The 16,311-nt window shown below is 71.7% G+C and carries 14 protein-coding genes; 6 read left to right on the top strand and 8 right to left on the bottom strand.

The window, feature by feature from the left end; genetic code table 11:
* Window positions 1–73: 73 nt before the first annotated feature.
* Window positions 74–1,282 carry a pyridoxal-phosphate-dependent aminotransferase family protein gene (locus tag H537_RS0124220; RefSeq protein WP_028999908.1) on the top strand — a complete coding sequence of 403 codons (1,209 nt, stop codon included), beginning with the start codon at window positions 74–76 and terminating at the stop codon, window positions 1,280–1,282.
* Between the two features lie 37 nt (window positions 1,283–1,319).
* Here the strand turns inward: H537_RS0124220 and H537_RS0124215 are convergent, their stop codons facing one another.
* The 4 genes from H537_RS0124215 to H537_RS0124200 all read right to left on the bottom strand — a co-directional run bounded on the left by H537_RS0124215 (window position 1,320) and on the right by H537_RS0124200 (window position 5,733).
* Window positions 1,320–1,778, bottom strand: a complete 459-nt coding sequence (locus H537_RS0124215; RefSeq protein ID WP_028999907.1) for a hypothetical protein — start codon at window positions 1,776–1,778, stop codon at window positions 1,320–1,322.
* Between the two features lie 14 nt (window positions 1,779–1,792).
* On the bottom strand, window positions 1,793–4,045 hold the full coding sequence (locus H537_RS0124210) for a cadherin-like beta sandwich domain-containing protein (RefSeq protein ID WP_169517083.1): 2,253 nt from the start codon (window positions 4,043–4,045) through the stop codon (window positions 1,793–1,795).
* Between the two features lie 206 nt (window positions 4,046–4,251).
* A complete protein-coding gene (locus H537_RS0124205; protein WP_028999905.1) occupies window positions 4,252–4,698 on the bottom strand; it encodes a type II 3-dehydroquinate dehydratase in 447 nt (148 codons plus the stop codon).
* Between the two features lie 15 nt (window positions 4,699–4,713).
* Window positions 4,714–5,733, bottom strand: coding sequence for a TRAP transporter substrate-binding protein (locus H537_RS0124200; RefSeq protein ID WP_028999904.1), 1,020 nt, complete (start codon window positions 5,731–5,733; stop codon window positions 4,714–4,716).
* Between the two features lie 116 nt (window positions 5,734–5,849).
* Here H537_RS0124200 and H537_RS0124195 point away from each other — a divergent pair, with 116 nt between their 5' ends.
* Complete coding sequence (locus H537_RS0124195) at window positions 5,850–6,635, top strand: IclR family transcriptional regulator (RefSeq protein ID WP_028999903.1); 786 nt, start codon at window positions 5,850–5,852, stop codon at window positions 6,633–6,635.
* A gap of 20 nt (window positions 6,636–6,655) precedes the next feature.
* On the opposite strand, the gene H537_RS45245 is transcribed toward H537_RS0124195, so the two are convergent.
* Window positions 6,656–7,534 carry a CsgG/HfaB family protein gene (locus tag H537_RS45245; protein ID WP_156901911.1) on the bottom strand — a complete coding sequence of 293 codons (879 nt, stop codon included), beginning with the start codon at window positions 7,532–7,534 and terminating at the stop codon, window positions 6,656–6,658.
* Between the two features lie 270 nt (window positions 7,535–7,804).
* Here H537_RS45245 and H537_RS0124185 point away from each other — a divergent pair, with 270 nt between their 5' ends.
* Window positions 7,805–8,341: a M48 metallopeptidase family protein gene (locus tag H537_RS0124185; RefSeq protein WP_051243197.1), complete on the top strand. Its 537-nt coding sequence runs from the start codon at window positions 7,805–7,807 to the stop codon at window positions 8,339–8,341.
* A 107-nt stretch (window positions 8,342–8,448) separates the two neighbouring features.
* Here the strand turns inward: H537_RS0124185 and H537_RS0124180 are convergent, their stop codons facing one another.
* On the bottom strand, window positions 8,449–8,664 hold the full coding sequence (locus tag H537_RS0124180; RefSeq protein ID WP_028999901.1) for a hypothetical protein: 216 nt from the start codon (window positions 8,662–8,664) through the stop codon (window positions 8,449–8,451).
* Window positions 8,665–8,821: 157 nt separating this feature from the next.
* On the opposite strand from H537_RS0124180, the gene H537_RS0124175 reads away from it, so the two are divergent.
* Both H537_RS0124175 and H537_RS0124170 read left to right on the top strand, forming a co-directional pair.
* On the top strand, window positions 8,822–9,946 hold the full coding sequence (locus H537_RS0124175; protein WP_238446778.1) for a CaiB/BaiF CoA transferase family protein: 1,125 nt from the start codon (window positions 8,822–8,824) through the stop codon (window positions 9,944–9,946).
* Between the two features lie 195 nt (window positions 9,947–10,141).
* Entirely contained in the window at window positions 10,142–12,715 is a 2,574-nt protein-coding gene (locus H537_RS0124170) for a bifunctional diguanylate cyclase/phosphodiesterase (protein ID WP_084150915.1), read from the top strand.
* A gap of 1 nt (window position 12,716) precedes the next feature.
* Here the strand turns inward: H537_RS0124170 and H537_RS45240 are convergent, their stop codons facing one another.
* Both H537_RS45240 and H537_RS0124160 read right to left on the bottom strand, forming a co-directional pair.
* Window positions 12,717–13,997, bottom strand: a complete 1,281-nt coding sequence (locus tag H537_RS45240) for a DUF1501 domain-containing protein (protein ID WP_051243196.1) — start codon at window positions 13,995–13,997, stop codon at window positions 12,717–12,719.
* Entirely contained in the window at window positions 13,994–15,565 is a 1,572-nt protein-coding gene (locus H537_RS0124160) for a DUF1800 domain-containing protein (RefSeq protein WP_051243195.1), read from the bottom strand. Before H537_RS0124160 ends, H537_RS45240 begins: the two co-directional genes overlap by 4 nt.
* A 127-nt stretch (window positions 15,566–15,692) precedes the next feature.
* Between H537_RS0124160 and H537_RS0124155 the strand changes: the two genes are divergently transcribed.
* A complete protein-coding gene (locus H537_RS0124155; protein ID WP_028999897.1) occupies window positions 15,693–16,085 on the top strand; it encodes a DUF2784 domain-containing protein in 393 nt (130 codons plus the stop codon).
* The last annotated feature ends 226 nt before the right edge of the window (window positions 16,086–16,311 follow it).

Genomic DNA, 16,311 nt, shown 5'->3' with positions numbered 1-16,311 from the left:
GCGGCGCCGGCGGGTTCACAATCACTTCCCGCGCCAGCCGGCCGGGACGAACCGCTTTCGAAGATTCCCGCTCATGCCACTGCTGCCACCTCCCAGCGTCGAGTCGCTGGACGTCATCCTTCCCCAGGAACCGCTGCTGATGATGGGCGCCGGCCCGGTGCCGATCCCGCACAAGGTTGCCCACGCCAACTCCATCGTCATCAACCACCTGGGCGAGACGATGAACAAGGTCATCGAGCAGGTGAAGGCCATGGGCCGCTACGTGTTCCAGACCGATTCCGGCCACGTGCTGGGCGTGGCCGGCCCGGGCTCGGCGGCCATGGAGATGGCCATCGCCAACCTGGTGGCGCCGGGCGAGAAGGTGCTGGCGATCTGCAACGGCTACTTCAGCCGCCGCATGGCCGAGATGGCCACGCGCGTGGGCGGCCAGGTGACGGTGCTGGAAGTGCCCAACTTCGAGGTCGCCAGCGCCGCGCGCGTGGAGGAGGTGCTCAGGGGCGGCGGCTACAAGGTCGTCACCATCGTGCAGGGCGAGACCTCCAACACCGTGTTCAACCGCGAGCTGGAGGCCATCACGCGGCTGGCCGACGCGCACGGCTGCGTGGCGATCGTGGACGCGGTGTGCACGCTCAGCACCATGCCGCTGGAGATGGACGCGTGGAAGGTGGACGCGGTGATCACGGGCGGGCAGAAGGGCCTGTCGTCGATCCCCGGCGTGTCGCTGCTGGCGCTGTCACGCAAGGCCTGGCGCAAGATCGAGCAGCGCAAGCACCAGATGGCGCACTGGTGCCTGGACGCGCTGCTGGCGGACAACTTCTGGAACAAGAAGTCCTACCACTACACCGCGCCGGTGTCGGGCGTGCTGGCGATCCACGAGGCGCTGCGCCTGGTGTGCGAGGAGACGCTGCCGCGGCGCTTCGAGCGCCACCTGGTGTGCTCCACGGCGCTGCAGCGCGGCATCGAGGCGATGGGGCTGGAGCTGCTGGTACCGCCGGCGGCGCGGCTGAATTCCGTGATCGGCATCAAGGTGCCCGAGGGCGTGTCGGCCGATGCAGTGCGCGACACCATGTCGCGCGTGCACCGGGTGGAGATCTCGGGCTCGTTCGGGCTGGAGATCGTGCGCATCGGCCAGATGGGCGAACAGAGCCGCGCCCACAACCTGTTCCGCACGCTGCACGCGCTGGGATCGAGCATCCAGGGCGCCGGCGCCCCGCTGGACCTGCCCGCGGGCATCGCCGAGCTGGAGAAGGGGCTGGCGCAGGAGACGGTGACGGTGGCGTGAGCCCCGGCCCGCGGGCCGTGCAGCGGGGCCAGCCCCCTCAGTGGTTGTCCCCTTCCGCCTCCAGCAGCAGCCGCTGCGGCACGCGCGGACCACAGCGGCGCACGCACACCATCGGCTCGGCCTCGTCCGCCGCCGCGGGGCCGTGCGCCGTGTCGCGGGCGTAGACCACGCCGCCCAGGGGGCCGGGCAGCCCTTCGGCGCACTCGATGCGGTTGCGGCCGGGCGCCTGGGCGTCGAAGTGGTACACGCAGTCCTCGCCCTGCCGCACCAGCCGGCCCTTGCGCAGCTGGTGCACCGTGACCCGGATCGACTGCAACGACCCGCTGCGGCCCAGGAACTCGCCGCCGTCCAGGTACAGCCGGAACTCGTCGCGCTCCCGGCTGGTGCCGTGGTAATGGGCGCCGAACGAGGCCAAGGCGCTGCCGCAGGCGAGCAGCAGGCCGAGGGCGGCGAGCCCGGCGCTGTGCCCGCGCCGCATGACGGAGGTGCTCGGCATGCCGGCGCCCGCGCTCAAACCTGCGCCACGGTCAGCTTGTAGCTGCTGGTGGAGCTGCCGTCCGGCGACACCACGTCGATCGTGACCACGCTGCCCGGCGCCACCGCCACGGTGGTGCTGGCGCCCTGGGCCAGCGCCGTGCCGTTGACCTTCATGGAGCTGACCAGGTTCGACATCGCCGTCGGCTTGACCACGAGGCTGGTCGTGCCGGCCGGGACGGTGACGGCGTAGGCGTAGGTCCAGGGATCGAACTTGTTGCTGACCTTGTTGGGCACGCCGTTGGCGGGCGGCGCCCAGTACACGTCCACGCCCACCAGCGTGCCGCCGACGAGCTCGATGTTGCTCAGCACCGAGTACTTCCTGAAGCCGTCGGCGGCGTTGTAGTTGACGGTCGCGCCGCAAGGGTAGGCGGTGGTGGGCGCCGTGAAGTAGTCCACCGGCTGGTCCAGGCCGGAGCCCAGCGGGTTGCCGATCGCCATCCAGTTCTTGTCCCGCCACATGTCGCCCACCATGGTCATGCGCGAGTTGCGGGTCGTCGGGCTGGTGGGGTTGCCGAAGCGGCCGCCGCGGATCGACGGCCGGGTGACCGCGTCGCCCTGGTCGATGAGCTGCTGGAAGCACTTCACGAAGTTGTTGACGCCCTCCATGCCCACCGGCACCTCCTGGTGCGCGTTGGTGACCTCCGTGATCTGGCCCGTGAGGCTGCTGCGGCGGTAGTTGGCGATGAGCTGCTGCGTCAGCGACAGGAACAGGTCCACCTTCACCAGGTTGTACTGCGTGGTGTCGGCCGTGTAGGCGCGGTTGCAGGCGAACATGTCCGAGCTGAAGACCCAGCCCGTCTGGTTGACGATGACCGTCATCAAGCCGTTGGTGTGGCCGGGCTGCATGAAGGCCGTGAGCTGGACGTTGCCCAGGTTGAACACGTGGCCGTCGCCGATGGCCACCGCCGCGGCGCCGGCGGCCTGGAAGTCCGGCCGGGTCGAGGCCATGATGGCCGCCTTCTCGATGGCCGAGGCGTGCAGCGTGATGCCGGCCGAGGTGAAGTTGTAGATCTGCTCGGCGTGGTCGGGGTGGTTGTGGCCGACAACGAGGTCGTAGGGCTTGGTGGCCAGCGTGTCGATGTAGGCCTTGAGGTTGGCCTTCTGGTAGCCGTACTCGCCGGCGTCGAAGACCAGGCCGCGCTCCGAGCCCTCGATGTAGAACACGAAGGCCTGAAAGTACTCGGCCGGGTTGTGGATCTTCCACACCCGCGGCGAGCTCTCGCTGCCCGCGTGGATGAGCCGGGCCTGGAACGCGCCCGTCTGCGGGCGCACGATGTTCCAGGTGAAGGACTGCACGGCGCTGGGTTTCATGCCCTCCTTCACCGCCACGGCCTTGAGGCGGTAGAGCCGGTAGTCGGTGGTCGAGGTCAGCGGGTTGACGAACTGCAGCACGCCGTTGTTCTCGAAGTTGTATTCGATGCCGGCGGCGGTGGTCGGATCGGCGGGCTCGCTGCCGTCGAAGGTGTAGGTGTAGAAGATGCGCGCGCCGGGCGTGGGCGTGGAGATCTGCACGTAGCGCCGCGGCGCCGTCGTACCCGACTTGCACATCACCTGCGGCGGCGAGACCTGCTGCGTGGTGATGCTGGCCAGGATCGCCTTGGCCTCGCCGGCCGTGAGCGTGGCCGCCGGCGCGAACTGTGTGGCGCTGGCGCCCTTCATGTGGCCCGCGGCTACCATCGCGTTGACGCTGGCGCGGCGGCTGGCGGTGATGGCGCCGGCATCGCTGAAGCCGGCCAGCGCATCGGTGCTGGCGGCCGGGACCTTGAACGCCTTGACGTACATCTCCGCCGCCTCTTCGCGCGTCACCGGCTGGTCGGGCAGGAAGCTGCCCTGCGCGTTGCTGACCACGCCCTCCTCGGCCGCCGTCTCGATCTCCTTGGCCCGCGGCGTCACGCCCAGCTTCACGTCGGTGAAGGTGGGCTGCGGCAGCTTGTACGGGTCGTTGTATTCCGAGGAATGGACCCAGTTGAAGTAGGACGAGATCGTGGCCACGAACTCGGCGCGCGACAGCGTCGCCGCGTCAGGATTCGGCGCGGGCGCAGGGTCGTCGTCGCCGCCGCCGCAGCCCGTCACCGCGGTGACGGTGGCCGCCGAGGCCAGCAGCGTCGGCAGCCCGAGCAGCTGGCCGAAGAGGCGGCGCGAAATCCGCTGGTCCGGCGCCTGCCCTTGCGCCAAAACCGATGAATCTTGTGAAGTAGTTTTGGAATGCTTCGTCTTGCCGGTCATGCCAGTCTCCGGGGCAGGATGGGGAAAAAAAGCCCATGCCACAGTCATTTTGGTGCCATGGGCTGCAGGCAGCCTTGCCGCATCAGCCTGTGATGCGAGCAAATGAACTGTCTAGATACTTAATAAATTTAATGATGAAAATCAAAGCGGGCATCAGGGCAAACACCTGTTGCCCGGCTCGGGCGCCGCATCGGGGCGCGGGCGTTTCAGCCGGCGCGCGCGTCCTGCACCAGCTCGACCAGGGCACGCAGGCCGGCGAGGTAGGAGCGCCAGCCCAGGCCCATGACCGTCCCGCGCACGGCCGGGGAAATGATCGAGTGGTGGCGCCAGGGCTCGCGCGTGGCGAGGTTGGAGAGGTGGATCTCCAGCACCGGGAAGGGCATGGCCTTGATGGCGTCGTGCAGCGGCACGCCGTGCTGCGTCAGCCCGGCCGGGTTGATCAGCGCGCCGTCAACGCTGTCGATGCGCTCGTGCAGCTTGTCCACCAGCACGCCTTCGTGGTTGGACTGCAGCGTCTCCAGCTCGACGCCCAGCTCCTGCGCCAGCAGGCCCAGGCGCTCGTTGATCTGGGCCAGCGTGGTGGTGCCGTAGATGTGCGGCTCGCGACGCCCGAACAGGTTCAGGTTGGGGCCGTGCAAAACGAGGATCTTCATGGTCGGCTCGGGGTGTCAGTGGGTGTCTTGCTTGCGCACGCGGGCCAGCTCGTCGTTGTAGAGCTTGACCATCGCGGGGTCGTAGCCGGCGGCCAGGCGCTCGGTGACGGGCTTGGCGATCTGCTGCATGCGCGCGCGCTCGGCCGCGGAGATCTCGTTGAACTGCATGCCCCGGGCCTGCAGCTCGCCCACCGCCTTCTGCGCCGACGCGCGGCTGACCTGGCGCTGGTAGAGGCGCGACTCGTCGGCGGCCTCCTGCATCAGGCGCTGCTCGGTGGGGCTGAGCCGGTCCCAGAAGCGCTTGCTGACCAGCAGGATGTTGGCGGCGTAGACGTGGTTCGTCGCGCTGACGTACTTCTGTACCTCGTAGAACTTGTTGGACAGGATCACCGAGAAGGGGTTCTCCTGACCGTCCACGGCGCGCGCCTCCAGCGCGCCGTACAGCTCGGCGAAGGGCATGGGCACCGGGTTGGCCTTGAAGGCCTTGAAGGTGTCCAGGAACACCGGGTTGGGGATCACGCGCAGCTTGAGCCCGTCCAGGTCCTCGGCGCGCGTGATGGGGCGCTTGCTGTTGGTGACGTTGCGGAAGCCCAGGTCCCAGTAGCCCAGCGCCACCAGCCCCTTCTCAGGCAGCTTGGCCAGCAGCGCGCGCCCGAAGGGCCCGTCCAGCAGCGCGTCGGCCTGCCCAAAGTTCGCCACCGCGAATGGGAAGTCGATGAGCCCGAAGTCCTTGACGATGCCGGCCAGCGAGGTGGTGGCGGGCGCCGACATCTCCTGCACGCCGCCCTGCAGCGCCGACTGCTGCTGCATCTCGTTGCCCAGTGTCGAGGCCGGGAACTCCTGCACCTTGAGCTTGCCGCCGGACTTCTTCGCCAGCGCTTCCGCGAAGCGCTTGACGCCGAAGCTCACCGGGTGGTCGGCGTTGTTGAGGTGGCCGAACTTGATCGTGCGTTCCTGGATGTCCTGTGCGGCGGCCGGCCCGGCACAGGCCAGGGCCAGCAAGGGCGCCAGTGCGGCGTGAAGCAGCGTCTTCAAGCTTGTCTCCTTCTCGTGGGGTGGCGCAATCCTACGTTTTTGGAAAGATTTTCCAAAACTGAATTTGCTTCCAGACGCGCTACAGTGGCGTAAACCACTACGCACGGTGTCGCACGATGAGCACAGCCCTGGAGCGCAGCTTTCAGATCCTGGAGAAGCTGGCCGCGGCGCCCGAGGGGCGCTCGCTGTCGTCGCTGGCGCAGGAGCTGGAGCTGCCGCTGAGCGCCACGCACCGGCTGCTCACGGACCTCTGCCGCATCGGCTACGTGCGCCAGCTCCAGGAGCAGGGCCTGTACGCGCTGACGATCAAGCTGGTGGCGCTGGGGCTGGGCTTCCTGAGCAGCTCCGGCGTGGTGGACGTGGCGCAGCCGCTGCTGGATCGGCTGGCCAAGGAGGCGGGCGAGCTGGTGCGCCTGGCGGTGGTGGACGGCGACGAGCTAGTGTTCGTGGCCAAGGCGCAGGGCGCCACGCGCGGGCTGCGCTATGACCCCGACATGGGGCTGTCGGTGCAGCTCTCGTGCAGCGCCGCGGGCCATGCCTGGCTGTCCACCATGAGCGAGGAGCAGGCGCTGGAGCTGGTGGCCCGGCAGGGCTTCGGCAAGCCGCAGGACTTCGGGCCCAAGGCGCCCACGACCGTCAAGGGCGTGCTGTCCTTCGTGAAGGCCGCGCGCCAGCGCGGCTTCAGCATGATCGTGGAGGTGTTCGCGCCGGGCATGACGGCCATGGGCGCGCCGGTGCTGGGCCGGGACGGCAAGGCCATCGGGGTGGTGACGATCGCCGGGCCGCTGGTGCGGCTCACCGAGCAGCGGATGCTGGAGCTCGGCCCGGTGCTGATGGCCACCGCCGCCGAGGTCGCCGAGGCCAGCCATGCCTCGGCGCTGTTCAAGCGGCGCGCGGCCTGAAGGCGCGCGCCCGCAGCGGCTTACTTGCGCCGCACCGGCGCGTCCACCTGCTGCGAGGCCGGCGTGCTGCCGCCGGAGACGCCCAGCGCGCCGCCCGTGCCCAGGCCGCCGCGCACGGTCTGCGCGCGGTAGTTGCGAACCGCGCGCACGAGCTGGTTGTAGCTGTCGGCGAAGGCGGTGAGGATGATCTGCCCCTCGGGCGTGCTGCCGTAGCCGCCGACGCTGCCGGCGCCGCTGCTGCCCACCAGGCCGCCCAGCACGTTGAAGTCCATGTTGCGCGCGCTGCCCTCGGCGGCGGCGAGCTGGACGCCGGAGCGGTTGTCGATCATCACCAGCATGGTCGAGGCCTCGTTGGTCTTCATGCCGCCGGCCACCGAGCTCAGCACGCCCAGGTTGCGGTGCAGGCCCGCCAGCCCGGCGTTGAGGCCGCCCGTGTTCTGGCTGAAGGTGACGCTGGGGCTCATGGTGTAGTCGGCCGCCACCATCTGCCCGCGCTGGAAGTTGCTGCCGGCACGCATCTCGCCGGACTGCTGCAGCTGCCGCTCGTAGTTCATGTTCGCCATCCCGGCGCCGCGCTCCACGATCACGAAGCAGTTGCTCTGCTGGATCATCATGCGCAGCACCGGCACCGTGGAGCCCAGCTTGTAGTTGCGCAGGCTCTGGTACCAGCTGGAGTTCTGGTCCTCGACGATGCCCAGCGTGCCCAGCGACTGGTCGCAGCGTTCGAGCTGGCTGTTGGCGTTCTCCGCCGTGGCGCCGCCGGCCGCGCCGGTGATGGCGCCCTTGGAGCCGCCCCCCATCGTCGGCGTCGTGGCCAGGCAGCCGCTCAGCGCCAGGGCCGTGCCGGCCAGCGCACCCAGGCCGAAGAGTCGCGGGATCACGGATTGCTTCTTTTGCATGCTGGTTCCTTTGGGACACATCGGGCTGTGCAAGCGCCGCTGCCGATCGGCAGGCACGACGGGCGTGCGAACACCTCGCCCGACAGGAGGTGAAACGCGGATGCGACTCCAGGCCGCGCGCGGGCGTCGCCCGCGTCATACCGCGCAAGTCCCCCATTCCCGCGTCCGGTCCCCGCGAACGCGGCGGGTCCAAAGACATTTGACCGGCCACGCCGGCGTCGGCGGCCCAAGCGCCGGGAGGGTCGAAGCGGGCCGCTAGCATCGCCGCCCATGTCCGAAGCCCCTTCCCGTCTCCCGACCGCCCCCTCGCTGAAATACCTCGCCGGCTATCCCGAGCCGCTGCTGGCGCAGGTGCACACGCTCATCGAGCAGGACAAGCTCGCCGCCCTGCTGGCGCGGCGCTATCCGGAGGCGCACACCGTGCGCACCGACCGTGCGCTGTGGGACTACGTGCAGGAATTGAAAGCCCGCCACCTGCGCAGCAGCGAGCCACTGTCGAAAGTGCAGTACGACCCGCGGATCCGCCTGCTGCAGCAGGCGCTGGGCACGCACCGTATGGTGTCGCGGGTGCAGGGCGGGCGGCTCAAGGCCAAGCGCGAGATCCGCATCGCCAGCCTGTTCCGCGACGCGCCCGAGGCCTTCCTGAGGATGATTGCCGTGCACGAGCTGGCCCACCTGCGCCACCAGGACCACGACAAGGCCTTCTACCAGCTGTGCACCTACATGGAGCCCGACTACCACCAGCTGGAATTCGACCTGCGGCTGTACCTGACGCAGCTGGAGCTGGAGGGCAGGCTGGCGGGATAGACCAGCGGGCCGGGCCGGGCGCCATCGGCCCGAAGGAAAGCACCGCCGCCGGCCACGGGAAGCCGGCGGCGGTGCCGTGATGGAAGAGCGTCGGGTGCGGTCCCCGCTCAGGGCCTCTTCGTGTTGGAGCTCTTCGGTGCGGAGCCCTGGTTGCTGCGGTCACTCACGTGCGCATCGCGCTCGGCGGTGCGCGCGCCGCGGCTGTAGTTGCCGTCCTCGTCCTCGGGCGTGCTCATTTCCTCCAGTTCCTCGCGCTCGGTCGCGGCTTCGCGCCGCTCGGTGGTGGACTTGCCGGGACCGGCAGGGCTTTTTGCGTCAGGCATGTAGCGTCCTTTGCTGTAGGTCGGCGCGGACCAGCGCGTCCGCCGGCCGGTCGCGGCAACCGTCGTGCCGTCAAGCCCCGGGTCACGGCATGCGCACCCGCCAGAATGAGCCGGCCGGCCTTCGGACACCCGGCCGACAAGACACAGGAGACGCCCCGTGACCACTACCCCGCCCGCCCCCGGCCCGCTCGCCGGCCTGCGCATCGTCGAATTCGCCGGCCTGGGCCCCTGCCCCCTGGCCGGCATGCTGCTGGCCGACATGGGCGCCGACGTCATCGTCGTCGAGCGCGCCGCCGCCGCCGGAGCGGGGTTGGAGCGCACGGCCACCGATCGCGGCAAGCGCTCCGTGGTGCTGGACCTCAAGCAGCCCGCGGGGCTGGAGGCGGCGTGGCGGCTGCTGGAGTCGGCGGACGCGCTGATCGAAGGTTTCAGGCCCGGCGTGATGGAGCGCCTGGGCCTGGGCCCCGAGGCCGTGGCGGCGCGCAACCCGCGCCTGGTGTTCGGGCGCGTCACCGGCTGGGGCCAGGACGGCCCGCTGGCGCAGGCGGCCGGGCACGATCTCAACTACGTCGCGCTCACCGGCGTGCTCTCGCTCTCGCGCCGCGACGGCGCGCCGCCCGTGATCCCGCCCACCATCGTGGGCGACATGGCCGGCGGCGCCATGTTCCTGGCCTTCGGCGTGGTGTGCGCGCTGCTGGAGGCCCGCCGCTCCGGCCGCGGCCAGGTGGTGGACGCGGCCATGGTGGACGGCGTGGCCGCGCTCTCGGCCCTGGTACGCCACATGCGCGGCAGCCCCTGGTGGCCCGAGGAGCGCGCGCACAACCTGCTGCTGGGCAGCGCGCCCTTCTACGACGTGTACGAGTGCGCCGACGGCCAGCACGTGACGCTGGGTGCCATCGAGCCGCCCTTCTACGCCGAACTGCTGCGCCGCCTGGAGCTGCACGACGAGGACCCGGCGCGCCAGCACGAGCACGCGCGCTGGCCGGCACTCAAGGCGCGCATCGCGGCGCTGATCCGCACGCAGCCGCGCGACCACTGGTGTGCGCTGCTGGAAGGCACCGACGTGTGCTTCGCCCCGGTGCTCGACCTCGACGAGGCCGCCGCCCATCCCCACCACGCCGCACGCGGCACCTACGTGCAGGTGGACGGCCGCACCCAGCCCGCGCCCGCGCCGCGCCTGTCGCGCACCCCGGCGCGCACGCCTGGCTCCGCGCCGCGCCGCGGCCAGCACACCCTGGAGGTGCTGCGCGAGCTGGGACTGGAGGACAGCGGCGGCGCGTGAAGAATTTCCGGGGCCGGGCCACTCGGTCGCCGCACCGGTGCGCCGTCCCCTGCGCAGCGCCTTAGCATCCAAGTAAACAAACGCTTACTAACAAATGAACCACGCTCCCCCCGCCGCGCGGGAGGAGCCGTGCCGGCCGGGGGTGTAGGGGCCCGCCCGTTGGGGAGGGGACTCGCGTTCCAGCCGCGTCCCTCCATGAACTTCCCCCGAAACCCCGTCCTTCCCGAGCACCCGGCTGCGGTGCCGGTGTGGCGCCCCTGCGGCTGGGTCGCGCTGGTGGTGCTGGTCACGCCGCTGCTGTACGTGCTGGCCTGGCCCGGCAACGCGCTGGACTTCGTGCTGCCGCGCTCGGCGTTCCTGTCGATGCACACGCTGCTGGAGATGGTGGCGGTGGTGGTGGGCATGCTGGTGGCGCTGACCGCGCGCTACGTGCTCGACGAGCGGGAGCGGCGGCTGCACGGCGTGGTGGCCACGGGCTTCCTGGTGGTGGCCGGCATGGACGTGCTGCACCTGCTCTCCTACGCCGGCATGCCGGATTTCGTCACGCCGAACTCCGCCCAGAAGTCGATCGTGCTGTGGCTGCTTGGGCGCGTGGTGGCGACGGCGGCGCTGATCGTGTGGTGCGTGCCCTGGCCCCCGGCGCTGGCCCGCAGCCGGGCCCTGGGGCGGCTCACCGGCGCGAGCCTGCTGCTGTGCGCGCTGCTGGGCACGCTGGCGGTGCTGCAGCCGCAGGCCTTCCCGAGCACCTTCGATGCCGAGGCGGGGCTCACGCCGCTGAAGCTCGGCGTCGAGGCCGCCATCATGGCCAGCCTGGCCCTGGCGCTGGCCGGGCAGCTGCGGCGCATGGGCGCGATGGACGCCGAGGAGCGCGCCGACGAGGCGCCGGTGCGCGACGCCCTGCTGCTGATGCTGCTGGGCGAGTTCTTCCTGCTGATCTACGGCAAGGAGGTCACCACCGGCGCCAACCTGCTGGGCCACCTCTACAAGGTGCTGGCCTACGCCTGCCTGTACCGCAGCGTGTTCCTGCGCCGCGTGCGGCGCCCGTACCTGCGGCTGCAGCAGGCACGGCGCGAGGTGGAGCAGCACAACGCCGAGTACCAGGAGCTGCTGCAGCTCGCGCCCGTAGGCGTGGTGGTGACGGACGCCGACGGCCGCATGCTGCTGGTGAACCGGGCGCTGGAGGAGATGTTCGGCTGGGGGCACGGCGAGCTCATCGGCCGCCCGGTGGAGGCGCTGCTGCCTCCGGCGCTGCGGGAGCGCCACGGCGAGCTGCGCACGCGCTGGGTCGATGGCGGCCTGCCGCTGGAGCGCAAGCGCACCGGGCTGCAGGGCCTGCGCCGCGACGGCACGCTGCTGGACGTGGAAGTGGCCATCGAGAAGACGCGCTTTGCCGGCGGTTGGCGCATGACGGCCTGCGTGACCGACGTGTCGCACCGGCGCAAGTACGAGGCCCAGATCGAGCACCGCGCCGCGCACGACCTGCTCACCGGGCTGCCCAACCGCTGGCGCTTCGTGGACGAGCTGGCGCGGGTGGTGCAGGCGGCCACGCCGGGCAGCGAGCCGGTGGCGCTGGCGCTGGCGGACCTGGCGGGCTTCAAGCAGGTCAATGCGCGCCACGGCGGCGCGGTGGCCGACGCGCTGCTGCGCAAGGTGGCGCAGGCGCTGGACGGCGCCGCGGCGCCGGTGGACTTCGTGGCGCGGCTGGAGGGCGACGTGTTCGGCGTCATCGCGCGCGGCGTGCAGGCGGGCGAGCCGCTGGCGGCGCTGCAGCGCCAGATCGCGGCCCTGCTGGCACCGGGCGTGAGCGTGGGCACGGTCGAGTGGCCCGTGGCCGCGGCCATGGGCCTGGCGGCGTTCCCGGCGGACGCGGCGGACGCCGAGGGGCTGCTGCGCTGCGCGGAGGCGGCGCTGGACGAGTCCAAGCGCCAGGGCCGCGCGCAGGCCACGCGCTACGACCCGGCGCTGGGCCGGCGCACGCAGCAGGAGCAGCGCGTGCACGCGCGGCTGCAGGCCGCGTTGCGCGAGGGCGCGCTCACGCTGCACTACCAGCCGCAGGTGGAGGTGGCCAGCGGCCGGGTGCATGGCTTCGAAGCGCTGGTGCGCTGGACCGATGCCGAGCTGGGCGTGGTGTCGCCGGTGACGTTCATCCCCATCGCGGAGAGCAGCGGGCTCATCGGCGCCGTGGGCGAGGCGGTGCTGGGCATGGCGTGCCGGCAGCTGCAGTCGTGGCGCGAGCAGGGGCTGCACACGCGCGTGGCGATCAACCTCTCGCCGCGCGAGTTCCGGCATCCGGGGCTGGTGGGGCGCATCGCGCAGGCGCTGGCGCACCACGGCCTGCCCGGCGGCAGCCTGGCGGTGGAGATCACAGAATCGGCGGTGATCGACGAGTTCGAGGCCGTGGCCGAGCAGCTGCAGGCGCTGGTGAAGCTGGGCGTGGAGGTGCACCTGGACGACTTCGGCACCGGCCACTCCTCGCTGGCGTGGCTGCGCGCGTTCCCGATCGCGACCATCAAGATCGACCGCTCCTTCGTGCGCGATATGGTGCAGGACGCCAGCGACGAGGCGATCGTGCGCGCGGTGATCGGGCTGGGGCACACGCTGGGCTGCCAGATCGTGGCCGAGGGCGTGGAGCGCGAGGACCAGCTGCAGCGGCTGCGCGCGCTGCGCTGCGAGGCCTACCAGGGCTGGCTGTTCAGCCCCGCGCTGCCGGCGGCCGAGGCCACGGCGCTGCTGCGGCGGGAGTGCGAGGAGGCGCAGGCAGCGGGGTGATTCAGCCCACCGCGTGCAACTCCTCGCCCGCCAGCACCTTCTTGCCCACGTCCCGCAGCACCGCGCGCACCTCGCGCGTGGCTTTCAGGTCCAGGCCGTTGTCGAGCTGTTCGATGGCCAGGCCGGGCCAGTCGGTGGGCGGCAGCAGCGCGCGGCCGCGCGTGTCCAGCGACCACAGCACATTGCCATGGCCGTGGTCGGTGCCGCTGCTGCCGTTGGCGCGCAGCCGGCGGCCGAACTCGCTCATCACCAGCACCGTCGCCGGCCGGCCGCCCGCCTGCAGGTCGTCGAACAGCGCCCGCAGGTTGCGCGCCCACTGCCGCACCAGCGGCGCCAGACGCGCGGGCTGGCCCTCGTGCGTGTCCCAGCCACCCAGGTCCACGCAGGCCACGCGCAGGCCCACGTCCATGCGGATGAGCTGCGCCACGGTCTGGAGGTCGTGCATCCAGCGCCGGTTGCCGGCGTCGTACTGCACGCCCGCGGGCGGCGCGTAGGGCGCCAGGCGGGCGCCGCCTTCCACGCGCGGCATCCGGGCCTCCAGCAGCGCGAGCTGGTGCAGCGTCTGGCGGCCCAGCGGCGCCAGGGGGTCCTCGCCAGGCATGGCGGCGTACAGCGCCTCCAGCGCCGCGCGCCCGGGCGCCCCGCCGGGCAGTGCCAGGGCGTCGCGCAGCTCGCCCGCCAGGTTCAGCGAGAAGCCCGCGCCCAGCAGCGCGCGCGCGGGGCGCGCGGTGGTGCTCACGCAGGCCACGCCCGGTTTCGCGGGGGCGGCGGCGTCTCGCAGCAGCGGCGCGATCCAGCCCTGCACCTCGGGGCGTGGCTCGCGGGCCGGCGACGGCGGCGGCAGCGCCGCCTCCAGCCGCTCCTGCGCCGCGAAGTGGCTGCGCGTGCCGCCCTCCAGCGCGCAGGCGTGCAGCAGCTGCGCGTGGCCGCTCCCGAACAGCTCCAGCAGCGGCGCGGCGGCCGGGTGCAGCCGGCAGTCGCGGCCGGGCGCGAAGGCGGCGGGCAGCCGCAGGCCCGGCGCGCTGCCGCCCTCGGCCACGCGCAGGTCGGCCGGGCGCGCGGCCACGTAGTCGGGGTCGTCCACCGGCGCCGCCAGGTGCAGCCCGTCGGCGCCGCCGCGCAGGAACACCACCACCAGCGAGCCGGCGTCCGGCGCCGGCTCGGCCGCGAAGGCCATGTGGTGCAGGCCGCCGCCGGCCGCGGCCACGCCGCTGCAGCCCAGCGCCTTGAGCAGCTCGCGGCGGCGCAGGCGCGGCATCGGCTCGGACATCGAGGCGTTCATCTCCACTGGAACTCCGGGCTCATGGCGACATAGGCGAGGCTGCGCCGCACGGCGCGCCAGGCCTGCGCGTCTTGCGGCGGCGGCGCGTCCGCGGCGGGCAGCACCCCGGCGGGCGCCAGCCGCGCCAGCACCGCGGCAGCGCGGGGCGGGCCCAGCAGCCGCGCCGCGTGCCGGGCCACCAGCGCGGCGGCATCGGGCACGTCCGGGCCGCTCGCCAGGTGTTCAGGGCCGACGGCGCCGGTGTCCCAGCTGTTCTCGGCCAGGCCCATCACCAGGGCCCAGCGCCGGCGCAGCCCGTGGCTGGTGAGCCAGAAGGCGGACACGTCGGGCATGCCATCGGGCGTGGGCCAGCGGTACAGCGGCTGGCCGGCGTCGGCCAGCACGTTGAACAGGTGCGGCGAGGACGGCGCGAAGGGCAGCTCCAGCTTGCGCACGAAGCTCATCGCCACCTCCAGCGGGCGCTTGAGCTTGGCGCGGCGCGGATCGGCCAGCGCGCGGGCGAACTCGGCCGAGTCGAGGATGTGCGCCAGCACCCGCGCCACCTGGCGCGGATGGCGGCGGTTGAGCGTCCACACCCGCGCCGCAGAGGCCACCAGCGAGGCCGGCGGGTCGTCGGCGACGAAGCGGCGGCAGAGCTTCTCGCACAGGTGCTCGGCCGTGCCCGGGTGCTCGGCCACCAGCGCCAGCACCTGGCGCCCATCGGCCTGGGCGGGGGCGAAGGCGTCGAGCTCCTGGGCCAGCACGCGCTTCTGGTAGGGGTCGTGCATGGACTCCACGTAGCGGAAGCGCCCGCTGGCGGGCAGCTTGCGGCCGGGGCCGGGGCCGCGCCCGTCCTCGACGGTCCAGCCGGTGAAGGCGCGCGCGGCCTCGTAGACGTCCTGGTCGATGTAGCCCTGGGGGGCGCCCTGCGCGGCGCCGGGCACGTCGCGCCAGCGATGGAACGCCTCGTTGAGGTAGCGCGCGCGGCCCAGCGTGTGCAGCTCGAACAGCTCGCGGGCAAAGTTCTCGTTGGGCGCGCCGGTGCGCGAGCTGCGGTTGTTGAGGTAGACGAGCATGGGCGTGCTCGTGGCCACGGCCTCCAGCATCTGGGCGAAGTTGCCCAGCGCGTGGCGGCGGATCACCTCGCGCTCGAATTCGGGCATGCCCGCGGCGGCCTCGGGCACGTCGGCGTAGACGTTGAAGTGGTTGAGCCAGAAGTCCACCAGCAGCTCCTGGAGCTGCCAGCGGCTGTAGGCGGCGCGCAGCAGCCGGGCGGCGGTGAGCTCGTGCAGCGGGCGCAGGCGCTCCTCGCGGGCCAGCGCGGCCTTGCGGTCGGTGAGCGGCCACAGTGCCTGCACGGGCTGGTCCAGCAGCGACAGCGGGCGCAGCTCGTCGACGGGCGGCGCGTCGGTGCCGGGCGTGTAGCTGATGCGCAGCCGCGCCTGGCGCAGCGCCTGGGCCAGGAGGGGATCGTCATCGGAAGGCTGGAGCTGCTCCTCGATCCAGCCACGGGCGCCGACCTTGGCGGCGTGGTCCAGCTCGGCGGGCCTGGCGCCGAAACTCAAGCGTTCAAGCAGTGCGGGGAGCATGGGCGGGATTATGGTGAGGGCCCATGAGGCGCCTGAAGACCCTTCCGTCCTTGCCCGCGCGCGGCGTGAAGCCTTGCATGCGAGGCGTGCGCCGGCGGACGCCGCACGCGCGGTGCGGAGGCACCGCATGACGGCCTGGCCCTACGCGCTGGCGGCCGAGGCGGTGGTACTGCTGCACCTGCTGTTCATCGGCTTCGTGGTGTTCGGCGCGGCGCTGCTGCCGCGCTGGCCGCGCCTGGTGTGGCTGCACGTGCCGGCGCTGCTGTGGGGCGTGTACGTGGAGCTGTCGGGCAGCCTGTGCCCGCTCACGCCGCTGGAGAACGAACTGCGCACGCTGGCCGGCGCGCGCGGCTACGGCGGCGGCTTCATCGAGCACTACCTGCTGCCGCTGCTGTACCCGGTGGGGCTCACCCACAAGCTGCAGTGGGTGCTGGCGGTGGGCGTGGCGGTGGTGAACCTGGACCTGTACGGGCGGTGGCTGGTGCGCTCAAGGCGCAAGGATCGCCGCGACGGAAAATGACCCGCGACGGGTCAGCGGCCAAGCCCATGCACCACCCGGCACCGATCCTTAAAAACTTACTAAAAATCAAGACGACTTTTTGGTAGCTTCGGAGGAGGCCAAAAAGTTGTTTAAGATCAACCGGTTGGGAGAAGATTATTTCCCGCGTGAGCGGGGATGAACCGACGACCCGAGCTTGCCGGGCCGTTTCGTGCTCTTATTTCCCGCGTGAGCGGGGATGAACCGG

The organism is Azohydromonas australica DSM 1124, assembly GCF_000430725.1.
Classification (GTDB): Bacteria; Pseudomonadota; Gammaproteobacteria; order Burkholderiales; family Burkholderiaceae_C; genus Azohydromonas; species Azohydromonas australica.
This window is presented reverse-complemented; position numbering and strand designations above follow the sequence as displayed.

What these genes read in the sequence shown, in the direction of transcription:
- H537_RS0124220 (WP_028999908.1), top strand. Translation starts at nt 74, where the DNA reads ATGCCACTGCTGCCACCTCCCAGCGTCGAGTCGCTGGACGTCATCCTT.
- H537_RS0124160 (WP_051243195.1), bottom strand. Translation starts at nt 15,565, where the DNA reads ATGCTCCCCGCACTGCTTGAACGCTTGAGTTTCGGCGCCAGGCCCGCC.
- H537_RS0124205 (WP_028999905.1), bottom strand. Translation starts at nt 4,698, where the DNA reads ATGAAGATCCTCGTTTTGCACGGCCCCAACCTGAACCTGTTCGGGCGT.
- H537_RS45245 (WP_156901911.1), bottom strand. Translation starts at nt 7,534, where the DNA reads ATGCAAAAGAAGCAATCCGTGATCCCGCGACTCTTCGGCCTGGGTGCG.
- H537_RS0124155 (WP_028999897.1), top strand. Translation starts at nt 15,693, where the DNA reads ATGACGGCCTGGCCCTACGCGCTGGCGGCCGAGGCGGTGGTACTGCTG.
- H537_RS0124210 (WP_169517083.1), bottom strand. Translation starts at nt 4,045, where the DNA reads ATGACCGGCAAGACGAAGCATTCCAAAACTACTTCACAAGATTCATCG.
- H537_RS0124195 (WP_028999903.1), top strand. Translation starts at nt 5,850, where the DNA reads ATGAGCACAGCCCTGGAGCGCAGCTTTCAGATCCTGGAGAAGCTGGCC.
- H537_RS0124180 (WP_028999901.1), bottom strand. Translation starts at nt 8,664, where the DNA reads ATGCCTGACGCAAAAAGCCCTGCCGGTCCCGGCAAGTCCACCACCGAG.
- H537_RS45240 (WP_051243196.1), bottom strand. Translation starts at nt 13,997, where the DNA reads ATGAACGCCTCGATGTCCGAGCCGATGCCGCGCCTGCGCCGCCGCGAG.
- H537_RS0124185 (WP_051243197.1), top strand. Translation starts at nt 7,805, where the DNA reads ATGTCCGAAGCCCCTTCCCGTCTCCCGACCGCCCCCTCGCTGAAATAC.
- H537_RS0124170 (WP_084150915.1), top strand. Translation starts at nt 10,142, where the DNA reads ATGAACTTCCCCCGAAACCCCGTCCTTCCCGAGCACCCGGCTGCGGTG.
- H537_RS0124215 (WP_028999907.1), bottom strand. Translation starts at nt 1,778, where the DNA reads ATGCCGAGCACCTCCGTCATGCGGCGCGGGCACAGCGCCGGGCTCGCC.